This is a genomic window from Pseudactinotalea sp. HY158, from assembly GCF_009660225.1.
Lineage (GTDB): Bacteria > Actinomycetota > Actinomycetes > Actinomycetales > Beutenbergiaceae > HY158.
This window is the reverse complement of record NZ_CP045920.1, coordinates 2,713,292-2,729,362: the sequence shown is the minus strand read 5'-3', so window position 1 is coordinate 2,729,362 and position 16,071 is coordinate 2,713,292. Positions and strand designations below refer to the sequence as shown.

Here is a 16,071-nt window from a genome sequence, read left to right as displayed (position 1 = left end):
TTCGAGAGTTTGAGCGCTGATGGGACGGCTGTGATCCCGTGAAACTACTTGTTCTCTGTTGCGGGGCGCCCGCGGAGGGTGGCAGTGACGCGCTGGTTGGAGACGAACCATTGCTCGGCAACTGGATCGACTTCGTTCAAGACGGTGCGCATGTTGGTGAACTGAGTGCGGATCATGCCGGAGCGTAGGAGCGGTTCGAGGTGGGCGACGCGGTTACGAAGTTGGTAGATTCCGTGTACGGAGTTGACCAGCTCCTGCGGACTTCGGTCCAGGTGCGGAAACGCGACGTGCAGGGCGTCGTCCCACAGGCGTTGGCGCCCGGGGTCGCGATCGGGCAGAAGGAATCGCCAGGTCCCGAAGGAGAGCTGGGCCAGCAGATCCGCGTGGGCGACTGGTCGTCGCTGATGCCGGATCGCCCGCTCGGCGCGTTGATGCGCCTTGGTCAGTTCGTGATCGCGGACAAGACGTCGGAGCAACGGCGCGGGGTCGAGGAGCCAGTCACGATCACGGTGCTTGCCGGTCTGCGGGTCGACCTGGGACGAATTCCATCCGCAGAGTTGAGCGTCGATCGCATTGCGTAGGACGACCTCGACCACGTGTAGCGCCTCGTAGACGGCGCCGGAGACACGGATGTTCCACTGATACAAGCGGATCGCCTGCCGCCGGCTACCGTCAGTCGCGGCGACATAGGGAGCCAGCCGCGCCGGCGCGAGGTGAGGCTCCAGCATCTCGTAGAGCCCGTCCGGCTGGTCGACTGATGGCGTCACATGCTCTACCATAGGAGGCGAAAGCAGGGGCAGGTCTCCCTGTTGCAACTTCACCGAGGGCCCGAGTGGTATTCACCGCTCGGGCCCTCGGCCCTTCTCCAACGCGGTCATGAAGACGGCGACAACTCGACAACTCGACAACGAGATGTGAGCGGATTGTGAGCGGCGCATGATGCACTGCCCCGGACGAAAGAGGAGGGTGCCTTCGTGACCGAAACATGCAGGCCAAGATTTCTGCCGCTGATGGCTCTATGCGCGTCGCTCGCGCTCGCCACCGCCGGCTGCGGTGCGTCCGCAGGCGACGGGCAGGTGACCGACGGCGACGCGTCCGTGGCCGCCGGCTCCGTCGCGGATGCCGACGACGGCACGTCCGATGCGTCGGACGGGCAGGCCGCCGAGGGGGCCGGCGGCAGTGGTTCGGAGGGCTCGCTCCCGGACGACTTCCCCGCGGCGGTGCCGCTACCGGACCTCCCGATCGCCTCGGCGATCCCGTTGACGAGTGCCGAGGGGTGGATAGCGAACTTCCGTACGGACGACCAGCCGGGCGACATGGAGAAGGCGCACGGGATGCTCAACGACGCCGGCTTCGAGGACTCCTACTGGGGCGCCGACACCGGCAACGGGCTCGTGAAGAACGCCGACTACGAGGTCGAGGTGCTCCTGAGCGACTCCGAGCCCTGGATCTCCTTCGTGGTCACACCGGTGGCGGGCTAGCGCGCCCGTGGGCGATTCACCCGCTCGAATCGCCGGTCTGTCGGTGCCCCCGGCAGGACTCGAACCTGCAACCTACGGATTAGAAGGCCGTTGCTCTATCCATTGAGCTACGAGGGCCGGATCGACGCGGCACGGACCACGCGCGATCGACGGCTCTCAGGGTAGTGGCAATCGCTCGGTGCGACCATCGGTGCCCGCTGGGCGAGGCGCATTGGTGGATCGGCCCGAAACCGGGCAGAGTTGGAGGGTGACCGTCAGCCCCGCCGCCCAGCCCAGCTCCGGGGGCGTGTCGCCCAGGTTGCCGATGGTGGAGATGGTCGAGCACCTGCTCGCCGGGCTGTCCGGGGCGCGACTCGTCCTCGACACCCCCGATGCCGCCGCGACCCGCGAGCGGCGCGAGCGCGTCGCCTCCCAGGTGCGCAACCACCTCCTGCCCCGGCTGCGGCAGGTCTCGGCCCCGGTCATCGTCGTGCTGGGCGGCCCCACGGGGGCCGGGAAGTCGACCCTCGTGAACTCGGTGCTCGGCGACGACGTGAGCGCCGCCGGGGTCCTGCGCCCCACGACGAAGGAGCCGATCCTCGTCGCCCACCCGAAGGACGCCGAGCTGCTCGCCGACCATCCGGTGCTCGGCCTCGCCCGGCTCGTGGAACACGAGCGGGTCACCCGCGGGGTGGCGATCCTCGACGCGCCCGACCTCGACTCCGTCTCCGACGCCAACCGGGCGCTCGCCGGCGAACTGGTCGAACTCGCCGACCTGTGGGTGTTCGTGACGACCGGCTCGCGCTACGGCGACGCCGTGCCCTGGACCCGGCTGACCGAGGCCGATGAGCGGGGGGTGAGCCTGGCCGTCGTCCTCAATCGCGTCGACCCGGCCGCGCTCGTCGCCGTGCGCGGCGACCTCTTCGGCCGCATGAACGAGCACGGGTTCGGGAACGTTCCGTATTTCGTGATTGCGGACGTCGGCCCGCACGAGGGCGTCCTGCCCACCGGCCGCGTGGCCGAGTTCGCCGGGTGGCTCGAGGTGCTGGGCCGCGGCGCGCAATCGCGTTCGATCATCGCCCGCACGGTGCGGGGGGCGTGGCCGGCGCTGCGGCAGGACGTGCTCGCGGTCGCCGGTGCCCTCGAGGTGCAGCGGCGCACGCACCTCTCGCTCACGAACGAGATCGGCGCCGCCACGGCGGGTGTGGGCCGTCGTGCCCGCGACGACGTGCGCGCCGGGGCGATCGGCTACGGCGCCCCCACGACCACGTGGCTCGCCGCCGCCACCTCGGGCGGCCCGCTCGCCGCCCTCGCCAATCCTCCCCGGGGCGCGTTCGAGCACTGGCGCGCCCGCCGTTCCGCCCAGGCCCGGGCCGCCGCGCTCGCCGCGCTGCGCCGCACCTGCGACCAGGCGGCCCGCGACCTGCTCACCGACGCCGCCGGCCGGGGGGCGCGCGCCATCCGGGACGCCCTCGTGGGCACGGGGCCCGGCGAGCAGGTGCTCGGCCGGCTGCGGCGCGGCGGCACCGAGCGGGAGGCGCGCATGCGCACGCTGCTGACGGAGTGGACCGCCCAGGTCGACGGCCGCGCCCGCGACCTCGTGAGCCGATCGGAGACCCTGCCGCCCGCGAGCGTCGCCGACCTCGTGGCCGTGGCCGCCGTCGGGCTCGACGGGCCGCGCAGGGCCGTGGGCAGGTACCTCGGCGACGCCGGCCTCGACGTCGTCGACGAGCTCCGCGGGGAGCTGGCCGAATGGGCCGAGGCGACCGTGCGCGCCGAGGCCGAGGCCTACCTCGAGGCCCTCGACTCGCTCGACGTCGACGACCCCTCCGCCGCCACCTCGCTGCGACTGCGCGCGAGTGAGCTGAAAGGCTTCGCGTGAACACACCCAGTCCGCAGCCGGGCGACGAACTCGCCGCCCGGGTCGAATCGATCACGGCCGCGCTCGGGACCGCCGGGAACCGCATCCCGGCCGAGGTGGGCGCCCGCGCCCGCGCCGACCTCGACCGCGTCACGGGCCGCCTCGCCCTCGGCGTGCACCACACCGTGGTCGCGCTCGTCGGCGGGACCGGGTCGGGCAAGTCGTCGATGTTCAACGCCCTCTCCCAGCTCGACTTCGCCGACGTCGGGGTGATCCGGCCCACGACCTCGCAGGCCGCCGCGTGCACGTGGGGCGGGTCGGCCGAGGACCTGCTCGACTTCCTCGGCGTCGACGAGACCCGGCGCATCGGCCGCGAGTCGGCGCTCACCGGCCTCGACGAGGAGGAGCTCGCCGGCCTCGTGCTCCTCGACCTGCCGGACCACGACTCCATCGCCGAGGGCCACGCCGGCCTCGTGGACCGGCTGCTGCCGATGATCGACCTGCTCATCTGGGTGCTCGACCCGCAGAAGTACGCCGACAACGTGCTGCACGAGAAGTACCTGCGGGAGCTGACGCACCGGCACGAGGCGATGGTCGTCGTGGTCAATCAGGTCGACACGGTGCCCGAGTCGGGCCTCGACCACATCCGCGCCGACGTGCGCCGCCTCCTCGAGGCCGACCGCCTGAGCGACGTGGCGATCATCCTCGCCTCGGCCAAGACCGGGCACGGCGTGGGGATGGTGCGGGCCGAGCTCGCCCGGGTCATCGCCGCCGAATCGATCGCCGCCCGCACGATGCGCGCCGAGCTCGACGCGATCTGTGAGCGTGTGGGCGGCGAACTCGCGCCCGCGACCCCCGCCCTCCCCGCCGCCGACGACACCGCCGCTCAGCTCGCCGGCGCGAGCGGAATCCCCGCCGTGGCCGACTCCGTGCGCCTGGCCGTCGCGGGGGTGGGCCCCTCCGCCTCGAGCCGGGTGCAGCCGCCCGCCTCCTCCCGGATCGAGGCCGTGCGGGAGGGCTGGCTCGACCGCGTCGGCGGCGCCCTGCCGGCCCGGTGGCGGGACGCGCTCGCGGCCGCGGTCGCCGGTCCCGACGCCTTCTATTCGCGGGTGAGCGAGACCGTCACCGCGGTCCCGCTGCCGCCTGTGAACGACGTGCGCGCCCGGCGCGTGCGGATCGGCGGCCTCGTGCTCGTCGCCCTCGGCGTCCTCGCGGGCCTGGTCGCCGGCCTCGCCACGGGCGTCTGGGTGTGGGCCGGCAGCGGCGGCGGGGCCGCGGTCGTGGCCGGTCTCGTGTGCGTGCTCGTCGCCCGGGGCATGCGATCACGGACGGCGAAGGCCCGCTCGGGCGCATACCTCGCCCGGGTCCACGGCGAGCTCGCGCGCGTCGTGGCCGAGGAGCTCGACGAGCCCGCCCGGGGGATCCTCGCCGATCACGAGAGCGTGCTCGACGCGACGACGCGATAGCCCCGGCCCCTGCCCGATCGGGCATCTCCGGGTGCCCGAAGGGTGGTCCGGGCTCGCTGCCGGGAGGATTGCGAGGCGGCCTAGGGTCGCGTCACGGGACCGGGGTTCCGCGGCGGCGGGAGTGGAACAGTGCCAACGGCAGCGCGATCGAGCGAGACGGCCACTCCCACCGGCGTGCGGCCACCGTCGGCGCCGCGGCGGCCGGTGCCGGTGGGAGCGCTGCCGGTGGCACCGATCAGGGCAGTGGCGCCGCCGCTCGACGGGGTCCGACTGTTGCAGACGGCGGTCGGCAACGGGGTCACCGCCCGTGCGCTCGCGGGCGGCACCGCCGTGGTGCACCGGCAGATCATCGCCGGGGCACCGGCGGTCGCCGGCAGCCCCGCCGCCACGCGAGCCGCATTGCTCGCCTACACCAAGGTGCCCGTCACCGGTGACGGCCGGTCCCTCCGAGGCGAGATCGCCCGGGTGCTCAAGGCCCTCGCCGGGATCCAGCCCTCGGCCGGCGCCGCATTGAAGGACCAGGCCAACGCGTTCGTGACGGCACTGACCGGGCTGCCCAAGGCCCCGACGGCCGAGGACGCCGCCGAAGCCGTGCGGCTCCTGACGGTCCTCGTCGCCGCGGTCAACCAGGCGATCGTCACCTATCGCCTCGACGATGCCGCTCCGAGCGTGACCGCTCGCGTCGAGGAGGACGACTCGCACCACATGAACTACTTCTTCAAGCTCCCGAACGACGATGCGGAGAAGATCTTCGATCTCGACCGGTGGAGTCGAAAGAACGAGGACTTCCACAAGGGGAACGTGGCGGGTCCGACGATCACGGGAATCGTCGACGAGGCGGTGAACGATTGGGACCCCGCCGGCGGGGGAATCGTCCCACTCCTCCTCGCGCGCCTCGTCGGACGCACGCACGAGCCGGTGAGCGGGAGCGCGGGCACCCAGGACGTATCCGCCCTGTTCATGAACTCCCCGCTCGGTCGCGACTACGTGAGGATCCTGCTCGCCGCGGACCACATCCTGCGCGTGCGCACGAAGGACCTCACCCCGCGCGGCGTCAACGTCGACAGCTGGAGGAAGCCGACCCCCGCGGAGAGGAAGCGTGCGGCGTACACGGTCGATTGGCCGCGGCTGCTGCCCGTGGCGCGGGCGCGGATCCGCACCGAGATGCTCGCCCGGACCCCCGCGGCCGAGGATCGTGCCCGCTCGCTCGCCGTGGAGGCGATCATGGGCCACGACACCGTGAGTCCGCTCGTGAACCTCGGCGTGGTCAAGGCCGACGCCGCCACGGGGGAGTTCGCGCTCAACAACAGGAGGGTCGTGCGCGGGGTCGACGTCTGCCAGGCCCAGGCCGACGACCGTTTCAACTTCGACATCAGCCACGTCAAGGCGATCCTGTTCTTCGAATGGAAGGCCGTCGCCGACCTCCAGCGGGGGTAGACGCGGGAGGTGACACCGCGTCGTCATGACGCTTGAGTGGAATATGTCATAAAATCCTGGCCTTTCGGCTGCCGATGGCGGAGAATGAGGGAACAGTTCCCCTCCGACGAAGGTGGCCGAGATGACGACCCCGGAACCCCTCCCCATGCCGATGCTGGCGCGCGGGCAGCACCAGAGCCCGCGCCACGGCGCCTGCTTCATGGAGCTCGCCTCCTACCTTGCGGGCGAGCCGTGGAGCGACGCGCCGAACTGCACCCACTGGGCCCTCGCCCAACTCGCCCGGCTCGTGAACGACCTGACCACGGACGAGAAGCGGCCGCTGCTCGCGCCGCTCGTCCCGCTCGTCATCGGCCAGACGGACTTCGACGACGGCTTCGCCGAGGACCTCGCGCTCATCGCGGCCACGGCGGCGCTGCCCGTGGCCGCGCCGGATCTCGAGCGCAGCATCGCCCTGGGCATGCTCCGGATCGGTGCCGGCGCCGGCGACTACGCCCATTCGGCGAGTGCTCCCTGGCCGCAGCGCGCCCAGGATGCCCTCACCCACGAGGCGGACGCCGAGGCGCTGGCCTGGGCGCACCGCTCCGCCGCGCGCATGGGCAGGATCGAGACCGGCGCCTCGGCCGCGACGTCCCTCACGCTCGTCTCCGCCCGGGCCATCGCGGAATCGAGCGCGCCCGACGCCCAGGACCGGCTCCGCGAGCTCCTGCGCAGCGCCATCGCCTGGGCGCACGAGCGCTCGGGCACGGATCCGGCCACGATCGCCGCGCTCCGCCCGGATCAGTGGCAGGACGTGGTCGCCGCCGCCTGATCCGCGCCCGCCCCGGATGCGCCGGCCACGCTCGAGGGCCCGGCCCGGCCCGGCCCGGCCCGGCGCATCTGGCTGGCCCGGCTCGGCTCGGCCCGGCTCGGCCCCGCTCGGCCCGGAGAGCGCGGCCTGCGCCCGGCTCACGCGGCCTGCACGACTCACGCGGCCTGCGCCCGGCTCACGCGGCCTGCGCCCGGCTCACGCGGCCTGTCCGGCGTACCCGCGCGAGGTGCGCGATGCGGAACGATCCACAACTGCGCGGCTGATGCTGCGTCGTCCACAGGCGGGCGGGGGCGCCGGGCGCGACCCCGGCGCCCCGGTCGACGATGGCCCCATCGGATTCACCGAACCTGATGGGAGAGCAGATCATGTCGAACGAAGTGACCGTGACGATTCGAGGGCACGCGGGCGAACGCGCGGAGCTGCGCACGGGCGGGCAGAAGCCGTTCGTGCGCCTGAGCGTGGCCACGACCCCGCGCCGACGCAGCGGTGAGGAGTGGGTGGACGGGCCCACGCAGTGGTACCAGGTCAAGGCCTGGGGTGACTTCGCCGAGAACATCGCGGCGAGCGTCGAACGCGGCGACGCCGTGGTCGTGACCGGGCCGCTGCGGATCGAGGAGTACACGACCGACGAGGGAGTCACGCACAAGAGCGCCGTCATCCTCGCGAACGCCTTCGGGATGGACCTGCGCCGGGCTCGGGCCCGGGCGACGAAGGTCCGGCCCGTGCGGCCCGGCGACCCCGACGCGCAGGGGAGCCCCGCCGGCGGCGAGTCCGCGAATGCCGGCGATGTGGCCGCCGGCGATCCGGCCGGCGCCGAGGCGCACGACGTCTCCGGGAAGTGGGCGACCGTGGCCGCCGGGCTCGCCGACGAGACGAGGGAGGAGGATCACGTGCCGGCCTGAGCCGGGCGGGCGAGCGGTGCGCCGCGCCGGTTGACGCCGGCCGTAGGCTAGGGGGCTGGATCCCCCTTTTGTCTAGCTCTGAGGAGAGTTGTGGCCGAGTACATCTACTCGATGGTCAAGGCGCGCAAGGCGCATGGTGACAAGGTCATCCTCGACGACGTCTCGATGTCGTTCCTGCCCGGGGCGAAGATCGGGATGGTCGGCCCGAACGGGGCCGGTAAGTCCACGATCCTCAAGATCATGGCCGGCCTCGAACAGGCCTCGAACGGTGAGGCCCGCCTCGCCCCCGGGTACACGGTCGGCATCCTGCTCCAGGAGCCGCCGCTGAACGAGTCCAAGACCGTGCTCGAGAACGTCCAGGAGGGCGTGGGCGACATCAAGGGCAAGGTCGACCGGTTCAACGAGATCGGCGAGCTCATGGCCGACCCCGACGCCGACTTCGACGCGCTCATGGCCGAGATGGGCACGCTCCAGGGCGAGATCGACGCGGCCGACGCGTGGGATCTCGACGCCCAGCTCGAGCAGGCCATGGACGCGCTGCGGTGCCCCCCGGGCGACGCCGAGGTCACGCACCTCTCCGGTGGTGAACGACGCCGGGTCGCCCTGTGCAAGCTGCTCCTCGAGCAGCCCGACCTCCTGCTCCTCGACGAGCCCACGAACCACCTCGACGCCGAGAGCGTGCTGTGGCTCGAGCAGCACCTGGCCAAGTATCCGGGTGCCGTCATCGCCGTCACCCACGATCGGTACTTCCTCGACCACGTGGCCGGGTGGATCGCCGAGGTCGACCGTGGGCGCCTCTACCCCTACGAGGGCAACTACTCGACCTACCTGGAGAAGAAGGCCGCCCGGCTGGACATCCAGGGCAAGAAGGACGCGAAGCTCGCCAAGCGCCTCAAGGACGAGCTCGAATGGGTGCGCTCGAGTGCCAAGGGGCGCCAGACCAAGTCCAAGGCGCGCCTAGCCCGCTACGAGGAGATGGCCGCCGAGGCCGACCGCACCCGCAAGCTCGACTTCGAGGAGATCCAGATCCCGCCGGGCCCCCGCCTGGGATCGCTCGTGCTCGAGGCCACGGACCTGGAGAAGGGCTTCGACGGGCGCACGCTCATCGACGGCCTGGACTTCACGCTGCCGCGCAACGGCATCGTCGGGGTCATCGGCCCGAACGGCGTGGGTAAGACGACGCTGTTCAAGACCATCGTCGGCCTCGAGCCGCTGGATGCCGGTGACCTGAAGATCGGCGACTCGGTCCAGATCTCCTACGTGGACCAGGCGCGGGAGAACATCGACCCGACCAAGACCCTGTGGGAGGTCGTCTCCGACGGGCACGACTTCATCCAGGTCGGCCAGGTCGAGATCCCCTCGCGCGCCTACGTGTCCCAGTTCGGGTTCAAGGGCGCCGACCAGCAGAAGCCGGCGGGCGTGCTCTCCGGTGGGGAGCGCAACCGCCTCAACCTCGCGCTCACCCTCAAGCAGGGCGGCAACCTGCTCCTGCTCGACGAGCCCACGAACGACCTGGACGTCGAGACCCTCGGGTCGCTCGAGAACGCGCTGCTCGACTTCCCCGGCTGCGCCGTGGTGGTCTCCCACGACCGGTGGTTCCTCGACCGCGTGGCCACCCACATCCTCGCCTACGAGGGCACCGAGGAGAACCCGGCCCGCTGGCACTGGTTCGAGGGCAACTTCGCCGGCTACGAGGCGAATAAGGTCGAGCGGCTCGGACCGGACGCCGCCCGCCCCCACCGGGTGACCTACCGCAAGCTCACCCGCGACTGATCGGATCGCGCCGGCCGGTAGCCAGGTGCTTCCGGCCGGCGCAGCCCGCCGACCACGCGACCGCGGGTGGATCCGGCCCTAGACTGGTGTCGATGTGCGCCGGCACCTCCCCACCCGCACCACCTCGAGAGACGGTCCATGGCAAAGATCACCGTACCGATCCGGATGCGCTGGTCCGATCTGGACGCCTACGGGCACGTGAACAACGCGGCCATGCTCACCCTCCTCGAGGAGGCCCGGATCGAGACGTTCTGGACCGTGGATACTGCCGGCGCGGCCGGCGTGGACGGCGCTGCGGCCGGAGCCGATGAGGCAGAGGGGCCCGGCCCGGACGACTCCGGGTCCAAGGCGGCCCGGCGGGTGGCCAAGGTGCTCGCCGGCGGCACCGGATCGACGAGCCGCACGCTCGTGGCCCGGCAGGAGATCGAGTACTCGGCGCCGCTGGCCTACACCCAGCGGCCCGTCCCGGTCGACCTGTGGATCGGCCGGATCGGCGGGGCCTCCCTCGAGGTCTGCTACGAGGTGTTCTCACCCGACGGCACCTCGTGCGCTCGGGCCGTCACGTCGATCGTCATGGTCGACGCCGGCACCGGCCGGCCCCGGCGTCTCAGCGCCGACGAGCGCGCCGCCCTGACCGCCTTGCTCGACGAGCCGGTGACGTTCCGACGCCGCACCTGATCCCCCGGCACGACCGCCGGCCCCGGTCCGGCCACCCGGGTCCGCCGTCTCCGACCACGTCGCCGCCCACCGCCCATCCGGCCCGATTCGCAGCACCCACCCGCATCGCACGTTCGACGAGGAGCAGCAATGACAGACCTGGACACCATCCGCCGCGCCGTGAACGGCGTGCTCATGCCGGGATTCAACGGCACGACCGTTCCCGACTGGCTCGCGAACACCGAGGGGCTGGCCAGTGTCCTCCTGTTCGGCCACAACACCCCGGACGCGGCCGTGACCGCGGCGGTCACGGCCGAGCTCAACGCGATCATCCCCGGGGTCATCATCGCCGCGGACGAGGAGGGCGGCGACGTCACCCGGATCCAGGCCGCGACCGGATCGCTGCTGCCGGGCGCATGCGCGCTCGGCGCCGTGGGCGAGACCGAGCTGACCGGCGCCGCCGGCCGCAGCCTCGGCGACCTGCTGCGCGCCGTCGGAGTGGACCTGGCGATCTCACCCGTGATCGACGTGGCCTCCCGCGACGACAACCCCGTCATCGGGGTGCGTTCCTTCGGCGCCGACCCGGCGGCGGTCGGCGCGCACGGCGTGGCGTTCGCCCGGGGCATCCAGGCCGCCGGGGTGGCCGCCTGCGCCAAGCACTTCCCCGGCCACGGGGACACCGGCACGGACTCCCACGTGGACCTGCCGATCCTCGAGGTCACCCCCGACCTGCTGCGCGAGCGCGACCTCGCCCCGTTCCAGCAGGCCTTCGACGCCGGGGTCGAGACCATCATGGTCGGGCACCTGCGCGTGGCCGGCTACGGCGACACGCCCGCCTCGCTCAACGGCGAGCTCATCGGCCTCGCCCGGGCGATGGGATTCACCGGGGTCGTCATCTCCGACGCCCTCGACATGGGCGCCCTCGCGGTCGACCCCGGCTTCGAGGAGGCCTGCGTGCAGGCGGTCCTCGCCGGTTCGGATCTGCTGTGCCTGGGCAACACCGCCAAGCGCGACGACGAGGAGATGTACCACCTCGCCGCCGGCGCCCTCATCGGCGCCGTCCAGGACGGGCGCCTCACCCTCGATCGCCTGGCCGAATCCGCCGCCCGCGTCACCGCCCTGCGCGACCGGATCCTCGGACTCCGCCGCACCCGGGCCGCCGTGCCCACGATCGAGCGGGCCAACGCGGCCATGGCGCAGGTCGGCCGGGACGTGGCCACCCGCGCCCTCGCCCTGCCGCAGTCCGTGCGCGGCCGGGTGGCCGTGCAGCCCGGGGGGCTGCTGGCGGACCTGCGCCACACGGTCGATTTTGCCGCCGGCAACTCCGCCGCCCGGCTGCCCGGGATCCTCGCCGATCGCCTCGGCCTGACCCTCACCCGGGATCCGGAGGCCGTGCCCGCACTCGTCGTGACCCGCGCCCCGAACCCGGCCGTGGCCGAGCTGCTCACCGCGCACCCGGAGATCGTCGTCGTGCACACCGGGGTCCCGGGCAGCGCGCCGCGCGAGGCGCGCAATCTCGTGCAGGCCTACGGCGGGGGAGTGGCCAACGCCGAAGCAGCGGCCGCCGTCTGTAAGCCCTGAGTCCAGGGGCGCCGCCGAACGGTGGATCCAGCCCCCGATCAGGCCATTTGAGGGGCCGAATCCACCGTTCGGTGCTTGCCGGTGCTTGCCGGTGCCTGGTGGGTTGCCGCCGGTTCAGTCGCCGGAGCCCTCCGGCACCCGGATCATGCCCTCCTGGGCCATCGTGGCCACGAGCCGGCCGTCGCGGCTGTACACCGTGGCGGCCCCGAGCCCGCGGCCGCCCTGGGCCGAGGGGGTCGACTGGCTGAACAGCAGCCACTCGGACAGGTCCACGTCGCGGTGCCACCACATCGCGTGATCGAGCGAGGCCACCGACGCCCCACGCGTGAGCCAGCTCAGGCCGTGGGCGCGCATGATCGGCTCGAGCATCACCTGATCGCACGCGTAGGCGAGCAGCGCCCGCTGGCGCCCCTGGTCGGCGCGCACCGGCGAGCGCGCCCGCAGCCACAGCTGCTGGGTGGTCGACCGCTCGGGATCGGGGCCCGTGAACAGCTGGGGCTGCACGTGGCGCATGTCGAAGGCGCCGTTCCGGTAGAAGAACCGCGCGGCGGGATGGTCGATGGCACTGAACAGGTCGACGGAGCTGGGCAGCTCGTCGGGGCCCGGCACGACCGGCATCGGCTCGGCGTGGACCAGCCCGGGCTGATCCTCCTGGAACGAGGCGATCATCGACAGGATCGGCTTGCCGAACTGCACCGCGTGGGTGCGCCGGGCGCTGAATGAGCGGCCGTCGCGCATCCGCTCGACGGTGAACGTGACGGGCTCGTCGAGGTCCCCGGGGCGCAGGAAGTAGCCGTGCAGCGAATGGGCCAGCCGGCCCGCGGGCACGGTCTGCTCGGCGGCGATGAGCGACTGCGCGAGCACCTGCCCGCCGTAGACCCGACCGTTGAGCTGCGGCAGGGTGGCGCCGCGGAACTCGTCGGCGCCGAGCCGTTCGAGGTCGAGGGCCGCGAGCACCGCCTCGAGCGGGCCGGGTGCCGGGTCCGTCGAACTCATCGATCGCCCTCCTCGAACGTGTTCACGAGCGAGTGCGCGGCCCGCTCGAGGTAGTCCCAGAGGGTGGCCGCGTGCAGGGGCGCGAGCCCGGCGTCGCGGACGGCGACCCGCATGCACGCGAGCCACCGGTCCCGGGCCGCGGGCGTGACGGCGTAGGGCACGTGCCGCATCCGCAGCCGCGGGTGGCCGCGCGTGTCGGAGTAGGTCGTGGGTCCGCCCCAGTACTGCTCGAGGAACAGTCGCAGCCGCCCCTCGGCCGGCCCGAGGTCCTCCTCGGGGTACATCTCCCGCATGACCGGGTCGTCGGCCACCTGCTCGTAGAAGCGCTTGGTGATCTTCGTGAACGTGGCCGTGCCGCCCACCTGCGCCCAGAAGCTGTCCTCGCGGGCGGGTCGCCGCGCCGGCCGCGGGGCCGCCTGTCGCAACTGCGTGGGGACGACGCCCAGTCGCCCGGGCGCGCCCGGCTCGCTCGCGCGGGGCTCGGGACCGGGGGCTGGAATCGCAGGATCGCTCACGCCCCCAGGGTAGCCGCCGGGCCCAGCGCCCCGAGCAGGGCGGAATCCGGGGTCTGCCGTTGCGAGCAGGTCGGCCTTTGGGCCTGCCGTGCCGAGCAGCGCGGGCTTTGGGGTCTGCCGTGGCGAGCAGCGCGGGCCTCGGGGTCTGCTGTGGCGAGCAGCGCGGGGCCTCGGGGTCTGGCGTGGCGAGCAGGGTGGAATCGTTGAAATCGGTGCGTGGAGCACGGGTTTGGCCCTGGTGGCCGGGCGAAATGGCGGTTTGGCCCTGGTGGGCGGGCGAAGCGAGGGATCGGCCCTGGGCGGCGGGCGAAGCGAGGGTTCGGCCCTGGTCGACCTGGCGAGTCGACGATCCCTCTCGGGGGATCGGTCGGGCCACCGTGCTGAGCAATGCGGGCCTCGGGGTCTGGCGTGGCGAGCAGGGTGGAATCGTTGAAATCGGTGTGTGGAGCACGGGTTTGGCCCTGGTGGCCGGGCGAAATGGCGGTTTGGCCCTGGTGGGCGGGCGAAGCGAGGGTTCGGCCCTGGTGGGCGGGTGAAGCGAGGGTTCGGCCCTGGTCGACCTGGCGAGTCGACGATCCCTCTCGGGGGATCGGTCGGGCCACCGTGCTGAGCAGCGCGGGCCTCGGGGGGTCTGCTGTGGCGAGCAGGGTGGAATCGTTGAAATCGGTGCGTGGAGCACGGGTTTGGCCCTGGTCGGCGGGCGAAGCGAGGGTTTGGCCCTGGTCGGCGGGCGAAGCGAGGGTTCGGCCCTGGTCGAGCTGGCGAGTCGACGATCCCTCTCGGGGGATCGGTCGGGCCACAGTGCTGAGCAATGCGGGCCTCGGGGTCTGGCGTGGCGAGCAGGGTGGAATCGTTGAAATCGGTGCGTGGAGCACGGGTTTGGCCCTGGTGGGCGGGCGAAATGGCGGTTTGGCCCTGGTCGGCCGGGCGCCGGGCTACTCGCTGCGCTTGCGGACCTTCGAGATCACGAACGCGGCGATTCCGCCGAGGAGCACGATGGCGCCGGCGATGCCGAGCCCGATCGGGAAGGTGGAACCGGTGTCGGCGAGACGGCCGTCGGCCGCCACCGCGGCGCTCGGGGCAAAGAGCAGGAGGACGACCGTGGCGAACGAGGACAGGCGGGTGGTGCGGTTCATCGGTGCTCCATTCGGTTCGGCCGGCAGCGCCCCGTGGTGACCGGACCCCATATGGACCAGAACCCGTCTTGACGGTGCCCCGTGTTGACCGGGCCCCGTGTCGACGGGGTGGGACGCATGCGTTGCGGCCGACGGTATCAGCCGTGCCCGGTCCACGAACGCGGGGTGTCGCGAAGGCCGACTCGACTGGACCGGGTGCCACCCCGCGTGGACCGGGTGCCATCCCGCGTGGACCGGGTGCCACCCGCGTGGACTGGGTGCCACCCCGCGTGGACCGGGTGCCACCCCGCGTGGACCGGGTGCCATCCCGCGTTCGGCCGAGTCATCGCCTCACCGCCGCAAACGGGGCGCCCGCGCGGTGCGCGCCCCGCCGCCCGGATCGCCGAAACGCGATGGTCGCGTTCCCGTTGACGCTCCGGTTCCGTGCTCCTTAGCATCGAAAGTGGACATCCCAAAGGGGTCGACATGCTACGACAACGGGTCAGCGATTGGATCTCCCAACTCGCCGCGCTCGCTGCCGTGATCGTCGTCGGGATCGTCATGACGATCCTGTCCCCGTACTTCTTCACCTTCACCAACCTGAGCGCGGTCGCCGTGCAAGGGTCGGTCACGGCGATCATCGCGGTCGGCATGACGCTGGTGATCGTCACCGCGGGGATCGACCTGTCGGTCGGCTCCGTCGCCGCACTCACGGGGGTGTTGGGTGCGTTGCTCATGGTCGATGCGCACCTGTCCTGGCCGGTGGCCACGGTCATCGCGCTCCTCATCGGCGGCCTGATCGGCTTCGTCAACGGCGCCCTCGTCGGATGGGCCCGGCTCGCGCCGTTCATCGCCACCCTCGGCATGATGGGTGTGGCACGGGGGCTGACCTTCATCGCGACCGGCTCGGTCGCGGTCTATGGGCTGCCCGCAGGCTTCTCCGTACTGGGGCAGGGAGAACTCGTCTCGATCCCCGTTCCGGCCGTATGCCTCATCGTCGTGATCATCGTCTTCTCCTTCATCTTCAACCGGACCAAGCTCGGCCGCTACGCCTACGCGGTCGGGTCGAACGAGGAGGCCTCCCGGCTGGTCGGCATCCCGGTGCGGCGCTACCTGGTGATGGTCTACATCGCCCAGGGAGTACTCGCCGGGTTCGGCGGGATGATCGCCACGTCCCGGGTGGCCTCCGGCCAACCGAACTTCGGGATCGGTCTCGAGCTCGACGCCATCGCCGCGGCCGTCATCGGCGGGGCGAGCCTCTTCGGCGGTCAGGGGCGGGTGTCGGGCGCCATCATCGGCGCGTTCCTCATCCAGCTGATCCGCAACGGGTCCGTCCTGCTCGACATCAACATCTACGTCCAGGACGTCATCATCGGCGTCGTCATCTGGCTCGCGGTTGCCTGGGATCAATTCCGGCGCAAGCAGATCACCAACCGTAGCCATATTCAATCCGTCGAGGAGCCCGCATAGTCAGGAGTGATTCGCTCACGCGTCTCAGGA

14 protein-coding genes and 1 tRNA gene are annotated in these 16,071 nt (G+C 72.0%); 10 read left to right on the top strand and 5 right to left on the bottom strand.

All coding sequences use genetic code 11. The annotated features are described in order from the left end of the window. Positions 1-44: 44 nt before the first annotated feature. Positions 45-767 (bottom strand): Abi family protein, encoded by a 723-nt coding sequence (locus GCE65_RS11925; protein WP_194928694.1) that lies wholly within the window; start codon positions 765-767, stop codon positions 45-47. A gap of 243 nt (positions 768-1,010) precedes the next feature. On the opposite strand from GCE65_RS11925, the gene GCE65_RS11920 reads away from it, so the two are divergent. Continuing rightward, on the top strand, positions 1,011-1,481 hold the full coding sequence (locus GCE65_RS11920) for a hypothetical protein (protein ID WP_153878553.1): 471 nt from the start codon (positions 1,011-1,013) through the stop codon (positions 1,479-1,481). 44 nt (positions 1,482-1,525) lie between these two features. On the opposite strand, the gene GCE65_RS11915 is transcribed toward GCE65_RS11920, so the two are convergent. Further along, a tRNA-Arg gene (locus GCE65_RS11915) sits at positions 1,526-1,598 on the bottom strand. A 130-nt stretch (positions 1,599-1,728) separates the two neighbouring features. On the opposite strand from GCE65_RS11915, the gene GCE65_RS11910 reads away from it, so the two are divergent. The 8 genes from GCE65_RS11910 to GCE65_RS11875 all read left to right on the top strand — a co-directional run bounded on the left by GCE65_RS11910 (position 1,729) and on the right by GCE65_RS11875 (position 11,945). Beyond that, positions 1,729-3,342: a hypothetical protein gene (locus tag GCE65_RS11910; RefSeq protein WP_152909487.1), complete on the top strand. Its 1,614-nt coding sequence runs from the start codon at positions 1,729-1,731 to the stop codon at positions 3,340-3,342. After that, positions 3,339-4,787, top strand: a complete 1,449-nt coding sequence (locus GCE65_RS11905; RefSeq protein ID WP_153878552.1) for a GTP-binding protein — start codon at positions 3,339-3,341, stop codon at positions 4,785-4,787. The genes GCE65_RS11910 and GCE65_RS11905 overlap by 4 nt, the downstream gene beginning before the upstream one ends. Before the next feature lie 225 nt (positions 4,788-5,012). Continuing rightward, a complete protein-coding gene (locus tag GCE65_RS11900; protein WP_153878551.1) occupies positions 5,013-6,224 on the top strand; it encodes a hypothetical protein in 1,212 nt (403 codons plus the stop codon). 121 nt (positions 6,225-6,345) lie between these two features. Next, positions 6,346-7,032 carry a hypothetical protein gene (locus tag GCE65_RS11895; RefSeq protein ID WP_153878550.1) on the top strand — a complete coding sequence of 229 codons (687 nt, stop codon included), beginning with the start codon at positions 6,346-6,348 and terminating at the stop codon, positions 7,030-7,032. 365 nt (positions 7,033-7,397) lie between these two features. Further along, the gene (locus tag GCE65_RS11890; protein WP_194928693.1) at positions 7,398-7,934 is read left to right on the top strand and encodes a single-stranded DNA-binding protein; all 537 of its coding nucleotides are present in this window, start codon (positions 7,398-7,400) and stop codon (positions 7,932-7,934) included. Positions 7,935-8,024: 90 nt separating this feature from the next. Next, complete coding sequence (gene ettA, locus GCE65_RS11885) at positions 8,025-9,707, top strand: energy-dependent translational throttle protein EttA (RefSeq protein WP_153878548.1); 1,683 nt, start codon at positions 8,025-8,027, stop codon at positions 9,705-9,707. A gap of 138 nt (positions 9,708-9,845) precedes the next feature. Continuing rightward, the gene (locus GCE65_RS11880) at positions 9,846-10,385 is read left to right on the top strand and encodes a thioesterase family protein (RefSeq protein ID WP_153878547.1); all 540 of its coding nucleotides are present in this window, start codon (positions 9,846-9,848) and stop codon (positions 10,383-10,385) included. 129 nt (positions 10,386-10,514) lie between these two features. Beyond that, complete coding sequence (locus tag GCE65_RS11875; RefSeq protein ID WP_153878546.1) at positions 10,515-11,945, top strand: glycoside hydrolase family 3 protein; 1,431 nt, start codon at positions 10,515-10,517, stop codon at positions 11,943-11,945. A gap of 114 nt (positions 11,946-12,059) precedes the next feature. Here GCE65_RS11875 and GCE65_RS11870 read toward each other — a convergent pair whose 3' ends face one another. From GCE65_RS11870 to GCE65_RS16310, 3 genes are all read right to left on the bottom strand, one after another. Next, positions 12,060-12,941, bottom strand: a complete 882-nt coding sequence (locus GCE65_RS11870) for an acyl-CoA thioesterase II (RefSeq protein ID WP_153878545.1) — start codon at positions 12,939-12,941, stop codon at positions 12,060-12,062. Continuing rightward, a complete protein-coding gene (locus GCE65_RS11865; RefSeq protein WP_153879259.1) occupies positions 12,938-13,366 on the bottom strand; it encodes a globin in 429 nt (142 codons plus the stop codon). The genes GCE65_RS11870 and GCE65_RS11865 overlap by 4 nt, the downstream gene beginning before the upstream one ends. Before the next feature lie 1,025 nt (positions 13,367-14,391). Then, positions 14,392-14,592, bottom strand: coding sequence for an LPXTG cell wall anchor domain-containing protein (locus GCE65_RS16310; RefSeq protein ID WP_194165035.1), 201 nt, complete (start codon positions 14,590-14,592; stop codon positions 14,392-14,394). 465 nt (positions 14,593-15,057) lie between these two features. Between GCE65_RS16310 and GCE65_RS11855 the strand changes: the two genes are divergently transcribed. Then, the gene (locus tag GCE65_RS11855; protein ID WP_152909497.1) at positions 15,058-16,041 is read left to right on the top strand and encodes an ABC transporter permease; all 984 of its coding nucleotides are present in this window, start codon (positions 15,058-15,060) and stop codon (positions 16,039-16,041) included. Positions 16,042-16,071 lie beyond the last annotated feature (30 nt).